Origin of the sequence: Streptomyces hyaluromycini (assembly GCF_002217755.1) — a bacterium.
GTDB lineage: Bacteria > Actinomycetota > Actinomycetes > Streptomycetales > Streptomycetaceae > Streptomyces > Streptomyces hyaluromycini.
Window position 1 is genome coordinate 55,957 of sequence record NZ_BCFL01000030.1, and the last position, 17,429, is coordinate 73,385.

The following is a 17,429-nucleotide window of genomic DNA, read 5'->3' on the forward strand; positions in this document are numbered from 1 at the left end:
GACTCCCCGCATGATCGGCGAGTTGCCCTCACAGCAACCCCCGTTGCGATCCGCAGAGGGTGCCTTGTCGGCTCCATGACGCGCTCGTAAATTCACCGCCCATCGGACGAGCCCCGTCCGGAACGGAGAAAAGAGCAGCTCATGAACCTCGCCGGCATCGACCTCCTGGCCAAGGCGCCGTACGCGGAAGGCGATGTGTTCCTCGGCGGCCGCTGGCTCCCGGCCGCCGACGGACGCACCTACCCCGTGTACGACCCGGCCACCGGCGACCTGATCCGCCATGTCTCCGCGGCGGGCGAGGAGGACGCCCGCGCGGCGATCGGCGCCGCGGAGTCGGCCGCGGCCGGCTGGCGTGCGACACCGCCCCGGCGCCGTTCGGAGATCCTGCACGACACGTTCGAGCTGATGCGCGAGCACACCGACGCCCTCGCCCGGCTCATCGTGCTGGAGAACGGCAAGGCCTACCGGGACGCGGCGGCCGAGGTCGGGTACGCCGCCGAGTTCTTCCGCTGGTTCGCCGAGGAGGCGGTCCGGATCGACTCCTCCTTCGGCGATGCCCCGGCCGGCGGCTACCGGCACGTCGTGCGCAGACACCCCGTCGGGGTCACCGCGTTCGTGACCCCCTGGAACTTCCCGGCCGCCATGGCCACCCGCAAGATCGCCCCGGCGCTCGCGGCCGGCTGCCCGGTGCTGCTCAAGCCCGCCCCGGAGACCCCGCTCACCGCCCTGGCGGTGGCTGTCCTGCTCACCGAAGCCGGCCTGCCCGAAGGCCTGTTGAACGTGCTGCCCACCGACCGCGCCGCCGAGGTCGGCTCGGCCTGGCTCGGCGACGAACGGGTCCGCAAGTTCTCCTTCACCGGCTCCACCGCCACCGGCAGACTCCTCCTGGAGCAGGCCGCCGCCAACGTCGTCAACGTGACCATGGAACTGGGCGGCAACGCCCCCTTCGTGGTCTGCGCCGACGCCGACGTCGACGCCGCCGTACGGGGCGCGATGGACGCCAAGATGCGCGGCGGCGGCGAGGTCTGCATCGCCGCCAACCGGTTCTACGTCCACGCCGACGTCGCAGCGGAGTTCACCGAGAAGTTCGGTGCCGCCATGGTCGCCGTACGCGCCGGATCCGGTCTGGCGGAGGGCGTCACCCTCGGCCCGATGATCAACCAGCCGGCCGTGGACAAGATCCGCGACCTGGTCGCCGACGCCCTGGCGCGCGGTGCGCGCATCGCCGCACAGGGCGAAGTGCCCGACGGACCGGGCCACTTCCACCCCGCGACCGTCCTCGTCGACGTCCCCGACGACGCCCGCATCCTGCACGAGGAGGTCTTCGGCCCCGTCGCGCCGCTCACCACCTTCACCGACGAGGACGAGATGCTGGCCCGCGCCAACGCCACCGTCCACGGCCTGGCGTCGTACGTCTACTCCCGTGACGTCGGCCGCGCCCTGCGCCTCGCCGAACGCCTGGAGGCCGGCATGGTCGGCGTCAACCGCGGCCTGCTCTCCGACCCCGCGGCGCCCTTCGGCGGCGTCAAGCAGTCCGGCCTGGGCCGGGAGGGCGGCCGCGAGGGCATCGAGGCCTTCCTGGAGACGCAGTACATCGCCCTCGACTGGCCCCTCTGAACCTCGACAGCCTCTGAACCCTTTGCCCGTCCCCGTCCCCGCACCCGCTCACCCCAAGGACCGCTCATGGCAATGACGCCTGCGACCCAGCAACCGCCCGGCACCCCGGAAGTACCCGCCGACCGCGCCCGCGAACGCCGCCGCCTGCACACGAAGCTGAAGCTCGCCACCCAGATAGGCGAGGGCATCGACGGCTACATCATCGGCGGCATCGGGATGGCGATGACCGCCCTCACCGCCGATCTGCACCTCTCCACCCTCATGGAGGGCCTGGTCGGGGCGTCCCCGCTGATCGGCATCTTCGTCGGCGGCCCGCTCTTCGGCCGCCTCGCCGACCGCTTCGGCCGCCGTCCGGTGTTCCTCGCCGACATGCTGATCTTCCTGGTCGGCTCGGTGCTCCAGTTCTTCGTCACCGACGGGCTGCAACTCTTCCTCATCCGGCTGCTGATGGGCGTGGCGATCGGCGGCGAGTACGCCATCGGCGCCCCGCTGCTCTCCGAGTACGCCCCCAGACAGGGGCGCGGCCGGCTGCTGGCCAGCCTGGAGATCAGCTGGTACGTCGGCTACGCGCTCGCCACGGTCGTCGGCGCCCTGTTCGCGGACGTCGACGGCGGCTGGCGCTGGTCCCTGGCCAGCAGCGCGGTCATCGCCGTCGTGTGCGTGTCGTTGCGGGGCGGCATCCCGGAGTCGGCCCGCTGGCTGCTGAGCAAGGGCCGCCGGGAGGAGGCCGAGGCGCTGATCGAGAGGTACGGCATCGAGATCGACGTCGACGCGGAACTCGACGAGCGGAGCACGACCGGACAGGCCGGGTTCTGGGCGCTGTTCAGCAAGGACCACCTGCGCAGCACGGTGTTCGCGAGCGTCTTCTGGGCGGCCCTGGTGCTGCCGTACTTCGCCATCGGCACGTTCTGGACGCAGGTCTTCGACGCCCTCCACATGGGCGACAACGCGGTCGCGGCGCTGCTCGTCTACTCGTTCACCGCGGTCGCCGGGGTCACGGCCGGCTGCCTGGTCGTGGACCGCATCGGCCGCCGCAGGCTGCTGATCCCGCCGTTCTGGATCACCGCGGCCTGTCTGGCCCTGGTCGCGGTGTGGCCGCACTCGACGCCCGTCATCGTGGTCGGCTTCCTCTTCTTCATCTTCCTCAACGCGGCCTCCAGCGCGCTCACCGCGGTCTACCCGCTGGAGGTGTTCCCCACCGCGCTGCGGGCCACCGGCGTCGGCTTCGCCACCGCGATGAGCCGGGTCGGCGCGGCCGTCGGCACCTTCCTGCTGCCGATGGGCCTCGACCGGTTCGGAGTGGAGTTCGTCCTGCTCGTCGGAGCCGGGGTGCTCGCGCTCGGCGGCCTGGTCTCCCAGTTCCTGGCCCCGGAGACCACGGACCTGGACCTCGCGAAGGCGGCGCGGGCGGCCCGTGGACCGGCGAGCGGCTGACCTCTCCCGACGTGACGCGGCTACGGCTTCTGCGTGAGCGCGGTGACGTCGAGGCCGTCGGCCGACTCGATCTGGCGGAGCGTGTGGAAGTACATCACCGCGTCCTTGTGCCGGGGCTGTTCCTCGGTGGGACCTCCGCCGACGAGCATGCCGAGAAGGACGGCGTTGCCCTTGTCGTCGAGCCGGTACACCGGCGAGCCGGAGTCACCCTTCCGGGGGCCGGACGAGACCGGCTTGGTGGCGGCGGCGAGGCCGGTCGTGCAGTCGTCGGTGTGCCCCGGATCCGTGCTGCACAACGTGCCGTGATCCGGGGTCCGGACCTCGAATCCGCAGTTCGCCTTGGTGACCATCCCGCTGAAGCAGACCAGGTCGCCCTGCGCGACGGAGCCCTTGCCGACCACCCTGACCGCGCTGGGGACCTGGGGATCGACCCAGATCGTGGCCGCATACGTCTGCGGTCCGGACTGCCCGCGCACACCGGTGATCAGCTCCATGTCGTGGCGTCCGTCGGGAACACCCGCCTCGAACTTCACGACCGTGACCGTGCCGAAGTCGATGTCGCCGCCGGACCGATCATGGCCGGAACCGAGATCGGTGTCCTTCTTGAAGCAGTGCCCGGCGGTCACCATGCCCTTCTTCCTGGGGTCGGCGTTGAACCGCACGGCGAATCCGGAGGTGCAGTGGTAGTCGCTCTCCTGCACGGTCGGGAAGACGGAGAGGGCCGCGCCGCCGAAGTGCGGTTGCACGTCATTGGCCCGGCCGTACGGCGCCGGTTCGGCCAGCGGGCGTGGGGTGTCGAGCGCCGACGGCACCAGGCTGAGGCAGCCCACGGCGGCAAGGGCGACGGCGTAACCGGTGGGTGTCCGCGTGCGCATGGGCTGCCTCACAGCTCGATGTCGATGACGATGCCGCCGAGCAGTCCGCGCCTGGCGGGCACATAGTCGGCGTGCACCAGCCGGCGGGCCACCGGGACGGGCGTGCCGCCCACGGTCACGGTCTCCGTGGCGGTGTCCGGGTCGCTCTGGTGGAGCTCGTGTTCCTCGACCAGGAACCGGTAGCGGACGAGCAGTTCGGTGGGCCGGTCCGGGAAGTCGACCGTCCAGGCGAAGCCGGCGCCGTCGGGCAGGCAGGTGAGCTCGACCGGGTCGCCGACCGGCGCCCAGTCGAGTTCGTCGCCGTTGGTCAGCTTCTGCAGGGTGGCCCGGACCCGTCGGCTTCCGGCCACCGCGGCCAGGCCGGTCCCGATCCGCCGGCCGACGTCGTTCCAGGTGGTCGGGCCGGACAGGCGCAGCCGCGCACGGTTGTCGACCGTGGCGGCGGTGACGGTCCGGGGCGGCGGCAGCTGGCCGAACTCGGCGACCACCGCCTTCGACAGCTCCAGACCCGGCAGGGCGAAGGGCTGGTAGCGGGCGACGACCGGCCGCAGGAACGGGAAGTAGGCGGTGGCCGCGGCCTCGGCCGGGTCCACGTCGATGTCGACGAACCAGAGGCGGCGGTCGCTGTCGTACACCGGTGTGTACGCGGCGACGGACACGGTCGGCGGAGTGGCGCCGGTGGACTCGGCGAGCTGCAGGCCGGTGGCCGTGGCGGCGGGGCCGGGGAAGTTCGCGGTCGACGGCGGGGGCAGGGGGGTGGTGTCCGCCCACACCGGGTCGATGCCCCAGCGGGTGGCGTACTCGTCGGGCAGCGTGCCGGCCGGATCCAGGAGTACGGCGAGGAGTTCGTCGTCGCCGGAGGAGTACCACGGGCGGTTCAGGTAGAGCCGCAGGCCCGCGAGGTGCCGGGTCCTGGTCACCGTACGGGTGTCCTGGTCGACCGCGGTGGACCAGCGGAACGTGGGCACCAGGTGGCTGACGTCGGGCGGCTCCGGGCGCCGTGAGCTGGGCACGGGCACCGCGACGCCCGGGCCGGTCCGGGTGACGAGTCGCGGGTCGTCGGTGATGGTCGGGTGGAAGTACTCGCGGAACCTGGTCATCGCGGTCGGCGTGTAGGTGAGGTTCCGGTGCCGGGTGTCGCCGAACTCGTGGGAGACGGAGGCGAATCCGAAGTCGGCGTCCGCCGGGATCGTGGTGTCCTCCAGGTGGGCGAGGTGGGTGAAGCGCTGCGGGCCCGCCTGGGTGACGTCGTCGACCCACTCGCTCCAGGTGCCCTCCACGGCCACGGTGGCGGTGCTCTCCACGTGCACCAGCAGGGTGCTCTCCAGCAGCGCGGACGTCTCTTCCGCACCCCGGTCGACCCGCGGCCGGTCCAGCTCCGGCGGCCGCAGCGGCTTCTCCACCGCGTGCACCAGGTCCAGCCGCACCCACGGGGTGAGCAGCCAGTTCTCGCCCGCCGCGCTGAGCCGTGCGACCAGGTCCCGGTCCCGCTGCGGGAGCCCCGCCCAGTACTCGGAACGGGTCAGCAGCGCCCACTGGTTGAGCAGCGGCAGGTCGGCGGGGTCGAGGTAGCAGCTGAGGTAGACCCGGGCGGTCTCGCTCTTGGTGAGGTACACGGTCAGCCGGCGCCACAGCGGGTTGTCCTCGGCCCGCGGCGCGTCGTCGCCCTCCTCGATCCGCAGCACGAACGGCCTGGCCTGCGGCCAGGGGCCCGCGAAGGGGAAGAAACAGTCGCCGGTGGTGCCCGGCAGACCGCGCAGACAGACACCGCGGGCGAGCGGGTCCGGCAGATAGGGCAGCAGCAGCTGATCGCGGTCGTGGATCACGAACTCGCCGGTCTTCAGGCCCGCGCCCCGGTGCGCCAGCGGCAACCCGGTGAGCGGTTCGGTGTCCCGGACGCTGTGCTTGGCCACCCGGATCTCGCCGAACCGCAGCAGGTCGGTGCTGGAGTCGGGGTCCTCGGGGTCGCTGACCACGGTGTCCAGGAACGACCCGGACTCCCGGGCGGCGGAGGCGAAGTAGCGCCGGCGCACCTCCTCGGTGACGTCCGGGCCGAACGCCGGGTCGTAGCAGCCGTGTTCCTCGGCCATGCGCAGCGCGCACTTGGGCGGCGCGATGTGCCGCTCGTCGCGGTAGCCGTAACTGCGGTCCAGGTGGTCGATGCCGGTGTCGGTGCCATGGTCAGGGACGTCCGAGCGTCGCACGCTGTACGACAGCGCGGAGATCTCCGTGCCGTCGTCCTCGACGGTGCTCCTGATGACCAGCCGCTCTGCCGACTCGCCTTCGTTGAAGGGCTTCGACGGTACGACCACCGGCTGCGGCACGGGCTCCCAGCGCCGGTAGGTGACCGCCGGGGTGGCCGTCTCCTCGGGGATCTCGGCGGTGTGGTCGAGGCCGTTGCCGGCCAGGTCGACGGCGCGCGCCCGCAGCCGGTAGGTCCGGCCGTAGCGCAGCGCGGGCAGGCTGCCGGGCTGGGCGGTGAACCGGGTCTCCAGCGGTACGTCCGGGGAGACCTCGGGCGCCACCGCCTCCGGCTGGTCGCTGAGGCCGATCGTCCGGCCCGGGCGCGCGGCGACCAGACTCCAGCCCTCCCAGCCGAACAGCGCCTGGTGGCCGTAGAGTTCGTCGGCCCCGGGCGACTGCCTGGTCACCGCGCTGGTCTTCACCTGGCCCTCGTCGGGCCGGACGGTGAGCGGCACGGGCGCCTCGCCGGGGCGGCGGACGGTGTAGGTGCCCTGGCGCCGGCACAGGGAGTGCCAGCTGTGCACCTCTCCGGTCGGGTCGGCGACACCGACGTCCACCCGGTAGCCGCGCACCAGGTCCTCGGCGTGCAGGACGGGGTCGGCGGCGCCCGCGGTGCGCTCGCCGTCGGCGCCGATCCGGGCCGCCAGCCGGTGGTCGCCGTCGGCGCACAGCACGGTGAGCCCGCTGCCGCGCGCCGCCGGGGTGCCGGTGCCCAGCTGCTTGCGGGCCGGGGCCGTGTCGTCGAGCGGGCCCTGGGCCAGGGCGTCGAGCGCCCGGGCGTAGTCGACGTGTTTCAAGGCCGCGCCGTCCACGTCGAGGTCGGTGACCCGGAAGGCGTCGGAGCCGAGGTCCAGCATCCGGCCGCGCAGGACGCCCTCGTCGGCGGACAGCGGCTCGAACCGGCTCCCCGCCCGGTAGCGCAGCCTGGTGGCCGGGCGCAGTCCGGGGGCGTGCAGCCGGTCCTGGTCGGGGTGACCGGCGAAGGAGACCTGGACCGCGCCCTCGTCGGCCAGTCCGGGCGGTGCGGTCAAGACGAGGTCGACGACCAGTCCGAACCTGCGCTGCAGCTCGGGGTAGTCGGCGAGCAGGGTGCACGCCTCGTGGAAGTCGACGCGGTGCGGCTCCGGTTCGGGCTGCGGAGCGGCCGTCCGCGCCGCCGAGGCCGGCGTGCGGTCGAAGAAGCGGTGGGCCTCGGCGAACGCGAAGGTCCTGGCCCGCGCCTCGTAGTCCGGGTTGCCGGTGCGCCGCATGACGCGCGGGGTGTACGGCGACGGGCCGGCGGCCGCCTCGCCGCTCCCGGCGCCGAGCAGGGTGTCGAGAGCGCGGTAGGCCTCGCCGGGGTCGAGCGCGAAGTCCTTCACCCCCGGTCCGATCAGGTCCAGGACCGCGCCGGGTGCGGGGAACTTCCAGCCCTGGTCGAGGTCCGGGTCCGGCGGGCCGCACTCGCTCAGCTCCTGGGCGGCGGCCTCCAGGCGCAGGCGCTGGGCGGTGGTGGCGACCGCGACCTCCCGGTACAGGCCGGTGACCTCGGTGTGCACCGCGGCCGCCGGATAGGAGCGGAGGGTCTGCTGGACCGGACCGGCGGCGGCCCTGGCGGTCTTCTGCCCCGGCGGCCGTACCGGGGTGCTGTCGCGGAACAGCGCGGTCCAGGCCCCGCTGTCCGCGGGCGGGAACCTGTCGGCGGGGGTGACGGAGCCGGCCGTGGCGATCACCGGGCCGCCCGGACCGCCGTAGAAGTCGAGGGACAGGTGGCCGAGGAGGCCGTGCAGTGCCGTCGGCCAGTCGCGCATCCCCTCGTAGTCACCGAGCCGTGCGGATCCGGTGAGCAGCGGGGTGACCAGGACGGAGACCCGCAGGACGTCGTGTCCGGCCGGGTCCTGGCCGGCGATGCCGTCGGGGAGCACGGTCCAGCGCAGGGCGCGTTGTGCGGTCACGGGGTCACCTCCGCGAAGGCGGTGCAGTACTCGGACACGGGGTCCCGTTCCGCTCCGGTCACCGGGTCGGGGTAGACGGACATCAGGTCGGCGAACGAGGGCGGGACGACCGGCGGGGGACCGGCGGCCGCCGTCGGCCCCGACGCCGCGGCCAGGGGCGCGGGGGCCGTGCCCGAGCCGGCGAACCGCTTCTCGCAGGTGATCTCCACCGACTCGGAGAAGAACCCGATCTCGATGCTGATCGACAGGGTGGCCCGGCCGATCGCGTAGCCGTCGCTGTAGCCGAGCTCCAGATACAGCTCGATCGAGGCGGAGACCAGGCCGAGCACGTCGACCTCGCCGCGGGCCCGCAGATAGCCGACCAGTTTCACGCCCTTCGCGGTGTCCAGCCGGAAGTACACCCCGGCCATCACCGAGAGACTTCCGCTGGCCACCCCGAAGTTCATGGACACCGCGGCACCGAACTCCAGGGCCGCCTCCAGCACCGTGATCTCCTGGGCGGAGAGCACGATGCCGAAGTACCCGCCGCCGCCCAGCATGGACACGGTCAGCCGGAACGGCGCCTCGCGGCGGCAGAACGCGAAGCCGACCTCCAGCGCGCTGCCGACGAACGGCACCTGGAGGGAGGCGCCGAGCGCGATGTTCTCCAGGCTGAACACGCCGACGGCCAGGTTCGGCAGCGGCATCGAGTAGTTCGCCGTGATGCCCGAGGCGGTGACCTCGACGGCCGGCGGATCGCTGAAACCGTCCAGCGGGATCAGCTGCCTCAGGGTCTCCACGAAGGACAGCTCGCCCACGAACCGGACGTGGCCGAACTTCACCTCGATGTCCGGCTTCCTGCCGATCCGCATGGTGAAACGGATCAGCTCGAAGTGGAGTTCCAGGCCCTGGAGCACACCGGGCACGAGCAGCAGATCGAAGTCGGACAGTGTGCAGGTCACGTCGGCGCCCTGCGGGACCCCCTCGCTCAGCGCGCCGCGCCGGTCCACGACGAGGGTGAGGTGTCCGGCGGGCTGCCCGTCGGACAGACGGAAGACGGTGTACGGGGCGTCCGGCCAGTCCTTGAGGTCGGGTGCCCATTCCATCCTGGCGTTCACCACCTCGGCCAGCTTGGCGCCCCTGGCGGCGAGTTGGACCGCGTCCTTGAGGGCCAGGGCACCGCCGACCGTGTCGTCCCAGGTCGCCACCTGCTGCTGGACGCGTTCCAGGACGGCGCGGACGCCGGGGTCCGTGGCGGCCGGCGGCGCGGCGCGGAGGTCGGTCAGCGCCGACGAGAAGACGTGGAAGGCGTTCTCCACGTCCTCCAGTCCCGGCGCCTGGTCGTCGCCCTTGAGCGCGCCGACGACGAACTCCACCAGCGTGTCGGCGAAGATCGCCGCCGCGTCGGTCGACCTGATCACCAGATCGGCGGTCTCCGGGAACTGCCGTTCCAGCGCGGCGGTGAGCCCGCGCACCCGGCGCAGGTCTCCCAGGAAGCCGGTGACGGCGTCGACCGTCTCGGAGAAGAAGTTGGGCGCCTGGAGGTTGTCCAGGCCGGTCGCCTCCAGCAGATCCACCAGCGGGATGACTCCGAACAACCTGGCGTTGGCGCCGAGGAGTCGGCCGAAGAACGCCGTCGGGTCGAAGCGGCCCTCCGCGATCGCGGACCAGTCGTGCTCCAGGAGGTCCGACGCGTCGGCGTCCGCCGCGCGGGGCAGTTGGGGCGCGGCGACCGGTCCGGTCAGCCGGGAGACGCCGGCCACGTCGAAACTGGGCGTCACCAGCGCGCCGGACCGGTCGGCGGAGCCGTGGAAGGACATGGGCGCGGTGTAGAGGACGAGCTCCGCGAACAGCTCACCGCGGTTGCCGTCCTCGAACGCGTGCTGCGCGTAGGGGGCCGGGTAGCGCAGGGGCAGCGCGGACCTGAAGCCGCTCAGCGATCTCACCTGCGGCAGCACCGCGCGCGCCCAGCGCAGCCGGGGGACGAAACGGGGGGCCTCCTCGCTGTCCCCGGCGAGCAGTTCGTCGGTGGTCTCCATGCCCCAGACGGCCTCGGCGAGTTCGAGCGCGGTGTCGCCCGGGGTGGTGCTCGGTGCCATCGCCACCGACTGGCCGCGCAGGGCCGCGGTCACGCGTCCGACGCTCGTGGTCCCGTCCGGCGGGCCCGAGGTGGGGCCGGTGTCCTGCCGGTTGTAGTGGTCGGCGACGGCGGTCACGGCGTCCGGGGACTCGTGTGCCGTCCTCCCCAGGAACAGCAGCGGGACCTGGAACTCGACCAGTCTGCCGTCCCGGTCCACGGCGCTGACGGCGAACCGGAAGGCGTCCTCGGGACGCGCCGGGTCCTTGCCGCTCGCGACCGGGAAGAAGGCGTGCTCGCCGGGCAGGATGCCGTCGAGGTTGACGGGCTCGGCGAGATCCGGGGTCACCTGGGTGAGCAACTGCACGCTGGTGAAGGGGAACAGCAGGTGCAGCCGGTCCCGGGGCGGGCTGCCGGGTCCGAGCACCTCCCGGTCGTAGCCGATGACCGGCTCGCGTACGACGACGTACATCCGCTGGCAGAGATAGGCGCCGTGGTCCGGGCGGCCGGGGTCGAACTTGCGCTCGGTGACCTTGACCAGCTCGGCCCGGTGCCCGAAGGGGCACAGCCGTCCGGCGTACATGACCCGCACAGAGTGGTCCCGGCCGAGTGCCGCGCGGTGCCGCCACTGGGTGACGTCCAGGCCGGTGGGCGGTTTCGGCCAGCGGCCGAGCGAGTCCAGGCCGCCGCCGAGCCCGGACAGGGTCAGGCCCCGGACGTCCACCGGCTCGGGCGGCCGGTCGCCGGTGAGGGCGAAGTCCGAGGTGAGGTGGACCAGTTGGTGGCGGTCGCGGGAGTCCAGCGCTATGCGGAACTCGTACTGGCCGGCCGGGGGCAGGCTGATCCGGCCAGGTACGAAGTCGGGGTCCCGGGTCCACACGACCCGCGCCGTCTCCTGCCGCAGCCGGGTGTGCCAGAGGGCGACGCGCTCCTGCGGCTGCGGCGGGCCGAGCGCGGTGGTGTGCGTCCAGCGCGCGTCCTGGGTCGGTGACAGCAGCAGGCGGTACGGCAGTTCGATGCCGGTGCGCGGATCGGCGGGGTCGGCGAAGGGGTTCTGCGGGCCGGGCGGTGGCGGTGGCGGGCCGGCCTGCGGAGGCGGTGGCGGGCCGGAGTGCGCCGGTCGCGGCGGGGCGGGGTGCGGCGCGCCGGCGGGGCCGGTCACCGCGGCCAGCGCGGTCTCCTCGCCGTACCGCGCGGTGAGTTCGGCCAGCGCGCGGACCGCCCGCAGGACGTGCTCGGCGCTCCGGCCCGCCAGAGCCTCGGCGAGCCGGGCGGTGGCGGCGGGCGCGGCCGGTGCCAGCGCGGCGTCGACCACGCGCAACGGCAGGGTGCGCATCGCGGTCAGCAGTCCGGTGGCGGAGTAGTCGATCCGGTCCTGTGCACCGACGACGAAGACGAGGACGCTGCGGCCGGCGATCCGTGCGAGCACGGGCGGGGCGGGGTGGGGTTCGCCCGCTCCCGGCTCACCTGCTCCCGGCTCGCCCGCTCCCGGCTCGCCTGCTCCCGGTTCGCCCTCGGCCGGCAGTCCGGGGGCGGCCTCGAAGAACGCCTGCTCGGTGAGGTGCTGCGGGCCGAAGTCGACCACCAGCCGGCCCTCGACCGCAGGATCGGCTCGCTGGAGTGTTCGCCTGCCGAACGGGGAGGCGTCGAGGCGCAACCCCGGGAAGCTGAATCTCAGATCCAGCAGATCGTCCGTACGTAACAGCCTGATGGGTGCTGGAGTGGGATTCGTTGAGGTCACCAGCCGCTCCTGCCCAGGTGAAGAGAGTCCGCCCCGGGCGATGACCGTAGCCTCGGTCCGACATGTAGATCAATGTGCAAATTCACCCGTAGGGGTGATCATGTGACGATATGCACCCGGATGAGTGAATGATGTTTATGGGCCTTGACGGCGTCAGGTGACGCGATCGGAATGCAAAGCTTGCGGTGCCCGGTACGGCGCCGCACCCCCCGCCCGGACGTAGCGTGAGCCCGTCACCGTATGCCCGCCCCCGCAGCAGCACCGGGAGTCCCAGATGGCCCGCTCCGAAGCCCGCGTCCCCACCGACCGCCCCGCCCGCTACGCCAAGCAGCTCGCCTCGCATCTCTCCCGCCGCTCACAGACCAGCTGGGACGAGGAGACCGGCACCGGCGGCATCGTCTTCCAGAACGGCACCGGCACCCTCACCGCGGCCGAGGGCGCCTTGCTGCTCACCGTGGAGACGGACCCCGAGAACCTCGAACTCCTGGAAGGTGTGGTCGGCCGGCACCTGGTCCGCTTCGGCACCCGTGACGAACTCGTCGTCGCCTGGCACCGCGACAACGGGGAGCCGGGCACCACCCAGAGCAACCCCGGGGACCCGATGCCCCACTGAGCGGGGGCCGGAAAGCTGCCTAGTCGAACTGGCTCGGCAGCGGTGCCGGGGTCTTCCCGGACAGCACGTCCTTGAGGCGCTGGGCGCCGTTCTGCAGGGCCAGGGCGGTGCTGTCGTGGTCGACGCCGGACAGGCCGCCGTTGGTGACCGCCGCCCCGGAGGCGCCGACGCGCAGCGCCGCGACGTCGAGGGTGGTCGTGGCGGGCTGCCCGTTCGAGGTGCCCTGGACGGTGACCGTGAGCGCCGCCAGTGCGTCGGCCACCTTGGGCGGTTCCTTGTACTCGACGACCTGCACGGTCCGCTGGCTGCCGTCCGAACCGGTGGCCGTGAACTGGTTGCACTTCTCCGGGAGGCCCTTCAGCCAGTTGACGGTGGCGTCCATCTGGGCCTGGCCGTAGTCCCCGACCTGGTACAGCATCCGGGAGTCCTGCGAGGTGAAGCCGCGCAGCCCGGAGGCGCCGGTGGCGCGGCCCAGCAGGGTGTCGGAGTAGAGGCTGTCCAGCAGCCGCTGGCAGTCGGCGGCGTCGGCCTTGGCCCTGAGGAATCCGGCGACGTCGACCTTGCCGACCAGCATCTGGTTGCGCCAGGTGGCGGCGTCGTTGGCCAGCTGCCAGTCGTCCTCGATGTCGGCCGGCGTGATCAGCGCCGCCTGCGCGCCCGCTCCGGTGAGGGCGGGGGTCGCCGACGGGGAGGCGGGGCGCTCGGCGGCGGGGGAGACGGCCGCGGCCTCGGGGGTGCCGCTGCCGCCGGAACAGGCCGCCGCCGTGGCGAACAGGGTCCCCGCCGTCAGGGCCGTGGCGAGAACACGCGCGGGTCGGGACGGACGGTTCATCGCGACTGCCTCCTCGGGAACGCGGTACGTCCCTCCACGCCACCACCGCCCCTGAGCGCCGACCACTCGCACGTGCCATTCGGGTGAGCGTCATGATCAGGCCGCCGTGATCCGTACCCGCCGGCTGCCGCAGCGCGGGCACACCGCGTCCGTGAGCGGCGACGGTACGGCCCGGCCGGCCTCGTCGACGTACTCCAGGGTGCTCTGCAGGTCGGGGTCGGCGACCGGGTCGGTGAAGAACACCGCCTGGAAGGTGGCCTCCCAGCCGTGGCCGCACCGCCCGCAGCGGAACGCGAAGGTCTCGGGCACGGCGCCGGGCACGGGCCCGGGACCCGGGGGCTCGGTCATCGGTTCCGGCTCCTGTCGCTAGGCCTTCGTTACCCAGCGCACCGCCCCTCCCACCCGGCGGCAAGTCGGGGACGGGTGTCCCAGGCGTGGACGCCCCCTTGACGCCGGGCGGAGGCCGATCGACACTCCAGATGGGAATCCTAGTGAAAAGGTAGGGAAAGATGGGTCGCCTGCGCACGCTCACCGGCAGACACCGCCGCGAGAGCCCCGCGCCCTGGGCCGGCCCCCTGCTCACCTCCCGCCGCCACATCGACCTGCTACGGATGTGCGGCGCCACCGGCCGCAGAGGCTGAGCGCCCGCTCCCGGCCGTACGGGCCGAGCGTCCACCCGCCGGGACTCGCCAGGACGCACCGGAACCCACTCAGAGCCCACTGAACCCACCGACGAACGCTTCCGCCGCGCGTACGTCCGCGCGCCCGCCCGCCCCCGGGGAGACGCATGTCCATCGCTCCACTCGCCGCCGTGCCCGCCGTCCGTACCGCCCCCGCCTTCCGGGGCCGCATCGGCCGCGACGCACGCAGCGGCCACTACGCCGTGCCGCGCCGCTACCGGCTCCACCTGTCCACCGCCTGTCCGGACGGCCTCCGCATCGCCGTCGGCCACAGCCTGCTGGCCCTGGACGACTGTTGTCCGGTCACCTTCCTGCCCGCGGTCCCGGACTGTCCCGACGGCAGCCACCCGGCGCTGCGCCCGCTGTACGAGGCCAGCGCCCACCGCTACTCGGGACCGGCCCTCGCGCCGGTGTTCAGCGACGACTGGTCCGGCCGCATCGTCAGCACCCACAGCCGGGACATCCTGCGTGATCTGGACCGGCACTTCGGTGACGGCGTCGCCCGGCTCTACCCGTGCGGTGCCGAGGCCGAGATCGAGGCCGTCGAGCGGCTCTGCACCGAGGACGTCGAGCAGGCCGCACAGCGGGCCGGCCGCGAGGGCGGCGACCCCGAGGCGCTGGCGGTGCTGCTCGCCGCCCTGGACGGGCTGGAGCGCCGGCTGACCGGCGTGGAGTTCCTGGTCGGCGGACAACTCACGGCCGCGGACATCGAGTTGTGGGTGGCCCTGGTGCAACTCGACACCGTGCACCGCAATCACCTGGACGCCGCCGCCGTGCACGCCATCGCCGGCCACCCGGTGCTGTGGGCCTACGCCCGGCGGCTGGCCGCCCACCCGGCCTTCGGCGCCCACCTCGACCTCGACGGCATCGCCCGCCGCCACCACGGCCGTTGCCAGGGCCTGGAGGCCGCCGGCGCCGCCGTCCAGATCCTGGACTGGGCGGGTCACGCGGCGGACGCTCCCGGCGTTCCACGCAGGTGAGAGCGGCCCGAACCGTTTCGCCAGTCGGACAGGCGTTGACATTCGTTCGGGCGACTGCGTTACTTACGGACCAGAACGGTCAAGAGCGTCAGCGTCAAGCCCTGGCTTGCTGACCGGCAACCCTCGCATCGCGGTGGGGTGCCCCAGGTGACGACCGGACCGACGACGTTTCGGCAAGCGACGATTCGGTAAGCGCGAGGCCCCCGGGGCCGGCACGACAGTGACAGGTGACGGACATGTACGCAGCTTCCAGGACGGCCCAGAGCCGCGCCGTGGGCTGCGTACGCCCGTACCCGAGCCCGCTCGTCGCCGACCGTGCCGTCGACCTGCTCCGTGTCAACAGCGCCCTGTGTAGCGCGTGTACCGCACCGGGCTGTGCCCGCTGTCGGGTCTGACCAGGCTTTTCCGCCGGCTGCCCGCAGCTTCGCACCCCAGCGTTCCCGTCAGAACACCGGCTGCCCGGTGTGTTGCCGTCCGCCCAGCCCCGTGCCCCGCGCGCCTCCGCGCACCCTGCCGTGCCCGAACACGGCAGGGTGCGCGGCCCCCGCCGTGGGACACGTGGGTGCCCGACTCCGCCGGAGCCCGCCATGAGTGAACCCCCAGGCGCCACGATCGCCGCCTCCGAGGCGCCCCCCGCTGCCGACGAACCGTCAAAACCCTTCGCCGCACAGCGTGTTCTGCCGCTGCGCAGGCCGGGACGGTGGATCGCCACCGCCGTCGTCCTGGTCCTGGCCGTCCAGTTCGTGCACGGACTGGTGACCAACCCCTTCTACCAGTGGGACCGCTTCGGCTACTGGTTCCTGCGGCCGACGATTCTCGACGGTCTGGTCATCACCCTCCAAGTCACCGCCTACAGCGCGGTGCTGGGCCTCCTCGGCGGCATCGTGCTCGCCCTGGCCCGGCTCTCGAAGAGCCCGGTGCTGCGCGCGGTCAGCTGGACCTACGTGTGGGCGCTGCGTTCCATCCCGCTCATCGTGGTCCTGCTGTTCCTCTACAACTTCAGCGCCCTGTACAAGACGTTGAGCGTCGGCGTCCCCTTCGGGCCCGCCTTCTTCTCCTTCGACGAGTCGAAGCTCGCCACCGACATGGTCGTCGCCGTGATCGGCCTCAGCCTCAACGAGGCCGCCTACGCGGCCGAGGTGGTCCGCGGCGGCATCCTCTCCGTGGACCAGGGCCAGCACGAGGCGGCCGCCGCACTCGGCCTGCCCAAGGGCTACCAGTTCCGGAAGATCGTGTTCCCGCAGGCGCTCAGGTCGATCACCCCGAACTACGTCAACCAGCTGATCGGCCTGATCAAGAGCACCTCGCTGGTCTTCTACGTCTCACTGCTCGACCTCTTCGGCTCCGCGCAGAGCATGGGCTCCACCTACCCCGGGGACATCGTGCCGCTGCTCCTGGTGGTGACCGTCTGGTACCTGATCCTGACCAGCATCGTCTCCGTCGTCCAGTTCTACGTGGAGCGGTACTACGCCCGCGGCGCCACCCGCACGCTGCCGCCGACCCCCCTGCAGAAACTGCGCACCGGCCTCACCGACCTGCGCGCCCGCATCCGCCGGGAGGCCGCGGTATGACCATCACCGACACCCTGGAGACGGCCCCCGTCGCCCTGGAGATATCCGGCGTCCACAAGTGGTACGGCGCCCACCGCGTCCTCGACGGCATCGACCTGACCATCCGCCCCGGCGAGGTCACCGTCATCCTCGGCCCGTCCGGCTCCGGCAAGTCCACCCTCCTGCGGGTCATCAACCACCTGGAGAAGCCCGAGATCGGCCATGTCAGCGTCAACGGCGAGCCGATCGGCGTGAAGCGGCAGGGCGACCGAAGGGGGATGGGGGTGCCCCCGGCCGAAGGCCGGGGGAGGCTGAAGGAGCTGAGCGAGCGCGCCATCCTGGCCCAGCGCAGCCGGATCGGCTTCGTCTTCCAGAACTTCAACCTCTTCCCGCACCTGACCGTGCTGGACAACGTGGCCGCCGCCCCGGTCGCCACCGGAAAGCTCGGCAAGCCCCAGGCCCAGGCCCTGGCCAAGGAACTCCTGGAGCGGGTCGGCCTCGGCGAGCGCGTCGGCGCCTACCCCCGGCAGCTCTCCGGCGGCCAGCAGCAGCGGGTGGCCATCGCCCGCGCCCTGGCCCTGCGCCCCGGCGTGATCCTCTTCGACGAGCCCACCTCCGCCCTGGACCCCGAACTCGTCGGTGAGGTCCTCGCGGTCATCAAGGACCTGGCGACCAGCGGCACCACCCTCGTCATCGTCACCCACGAGATCGGCTTCGCCCGCGAGATCGCCGACCGGGTCGTCTTCATCGACGGCGGCCGGATCGTCGAGCAGGGCCCGCCCTCCGAGGTCCTCGACAAGCCGCAGCACGAACGGACCAGGGACTTCCTCAGCAAGGTCCTCTGAGCCGCCGTACTCCCGGACTTCCCCCCAC

At 72.6% G+C, this 17,429-nt stretch carries 12 protein-coding genes and 1 riboswitch; of the genes, 7 read left to right on the forward strand and 5 right to left on the reverse strand.

The window, feature by feature from the left end; translation table 11 throughout:
• Positions 1-141: 141 nt before the first annotated feature.
• Positions 142-1,617 carry an NAD-dependent succinate-semialdehyde dehydrogenase gene (locus SSP29_RS40635; protein WP_089105971.1) on the forward strand — a complete coding sequence of 492 codons (1,476 nt, stop codon included), beginning with the start codon at positions 142-144 and terminating at the stop codon, positions 1,615-1,617.
• 66 nt (positions 1,618-1,683) lie between these two features.
• Positions 1,684-3,051 (forward strand): MFS transporter, encoded by a 1,368-nt coding sequence (locus tag SSP29_RS40640; RefSeq protein WP_089105972.1) that lies wholly within the window; start codon positions 1,684-1,686, stop codon positions 3,049-3,051.
• 20 nt (positions 3,052-3,071) lie between these two features.
• Here the strand turns inward: SSP29_RS40640 and SSP29_RS40645 are convergent, their stop codons facing one another.
• Genes SSP29_RS40645 through SSP29_RS52660 form a run of 3 tightly spaced genes read right to left on the reverse strand, consistent with a single transcriptional unit; the run spans position 3,072 to position 11,901 of the window.
• Positions 3,072-3,926 (reverse strand): trypsin-like serine protease, encoded by an 855-nt coding sequence (locus SSP29_RS40645; RefSeq protein ID WP_089105973.1) that lies wholly within the window; start codon positions 3,924-3,926, stop codon positions 3,072-3,074.
• 8 nt (positions 3,927-3,934) lie between these two features.
• On the reverse strand, positions 3,935-8,104 hold the full coding sequence (locus tag SSP29_RS40650) for a hypothetical protein (protein ID WP_089105974.1): 4,170 nt from the start codon (positions 8,102-8,104) through the stop codon (positions 3,935-3,937).
• Positions 8,101-11,901 (reverse strand): hypothetical protein, encoded by a 3,801-nt coding sequence (locus SSP29_RS52660; protein WP_089105975.1) that lies wholly within the window; start codon positions 11,899-11,901, stop codon positions 8,101-8,103. The genes SSP29_RS40650 and SSP29_RS52660 overlap by 4 nt, the downstream gene beginning before the upstream one ends.
• 274 nt (positions 11,902-12,175) lie before the next feature.
• On the opposite strand from SSP29_RS52660, the gene SSP29_RS40660 reads away from it, so the two are divergent.
• On the forward strand, positions 12,176-12,514 hold the full coding sequence (locus tag SSP29_RS40660; RefSeq protein ID WP_089105976.1) for a DUF2218 domain-containing protein: 339 nt from the start codon (positions 12,176-12,178) through the stop codon (positions 12,512-12,514).
• Between the two features lie 19 nt (positions 12,515-12,533).
• Here SSP29_RS40660 and SSP29_RS40665 read toward each other — a convergent pair whose 3' ends face one another.
• Positions 12,534-13,346 (reverse strand): hypothetical protein, encoded by an 813-nt coding sequence (locus tag SSP29_RS40665; protein WP_089105977.1) that lies wholly within the window; start codon positions 13,344-13,346, stop codon positions 12,534-12,536.
• Between the two features lie 96 nt (positions 13,347-13,442).
• Positions 13,443-13,694 carry a hypothetical protein gene (locus SSP29_RS40670; RefSeq protein ID WP_150135869.1) on the reverse strand — a complete coding sequence of 84 codons (252 nt, stop codon included), beginning with the start codon at positions 13,692-13,694 and terminating at the stop codon, positions 13,443-13,445.
• 161 nt (positions 13,695-13,855) lie between these two features.
• Between SSP29_RS40670 and SSP29_RS61020 the strand changes: the two genes are divergently transcribed.
• From SSP29_RS61020 to SSP29_RS40685, 4 genes are all read left to right on the forward strand, one after another.
• Positions 13,856-13,987 carry a hypothetical protein gene (locus SSP29_RS61020; RefSeq protein ID WP_275539784.1) on the forward strand — a complete coding sequence of 44 codons (132 nt, stop codon included), beginning with the start codon at positions 13,856-13,858 and terminating at the stop codon, positions 13,985-13,987.
• Positions 13,988-14,133: 146 nt separating this feature from the next.
• Positions 14,134-15,006 carry a glutathione S-transferase C-terminal domain-containing protein gene (locus SSP29_RS40675; RefSeq protein WP_089105978.1) on the forward strand — a complete coding sequence of 291 codons (873 nt, stop codon included), beginning with the start codon at positions 14,134-14,136 and terminating at the stop codon, positions 15,004-15,006.
• 77 nt (positions 15,007-15,083) lie between these two features.
• A riboswitch (SAM riboswitch) is annotated at positions 15,084-15,207 on the forward strand.
• Positions 15,208-15,593: 386 nt separating this feature from the next.
• Complete coding sequence (locus tag SSP29_RS40680; protein ID WP_089105979.1) at positions 15,594-16,577, forward strand: amino acid ABC transporter permease; 984 nt, start codon at positions 15,594-15,596, stop codon at positions 16,575-16,577.
• Positions 16,574-17,401 (forward strand): amino acid ABC transporter ATP-binding protein, encoded by an 828-nt coding sequence (locus SSP29_RS40685; RefSeq protein ID WP_089105980.1) that lies wholly within the window; start codon positions 16,574-16,576, stop codon positions 17,399-17,401. Before SSP29_RS40680 ends, SSP29_RS40685 begins: the two co-directional genes overlap by 4 nt.
• The last annotated feature ends 28 nt before the right edge of the window (positions 17,402-17,429 follow it).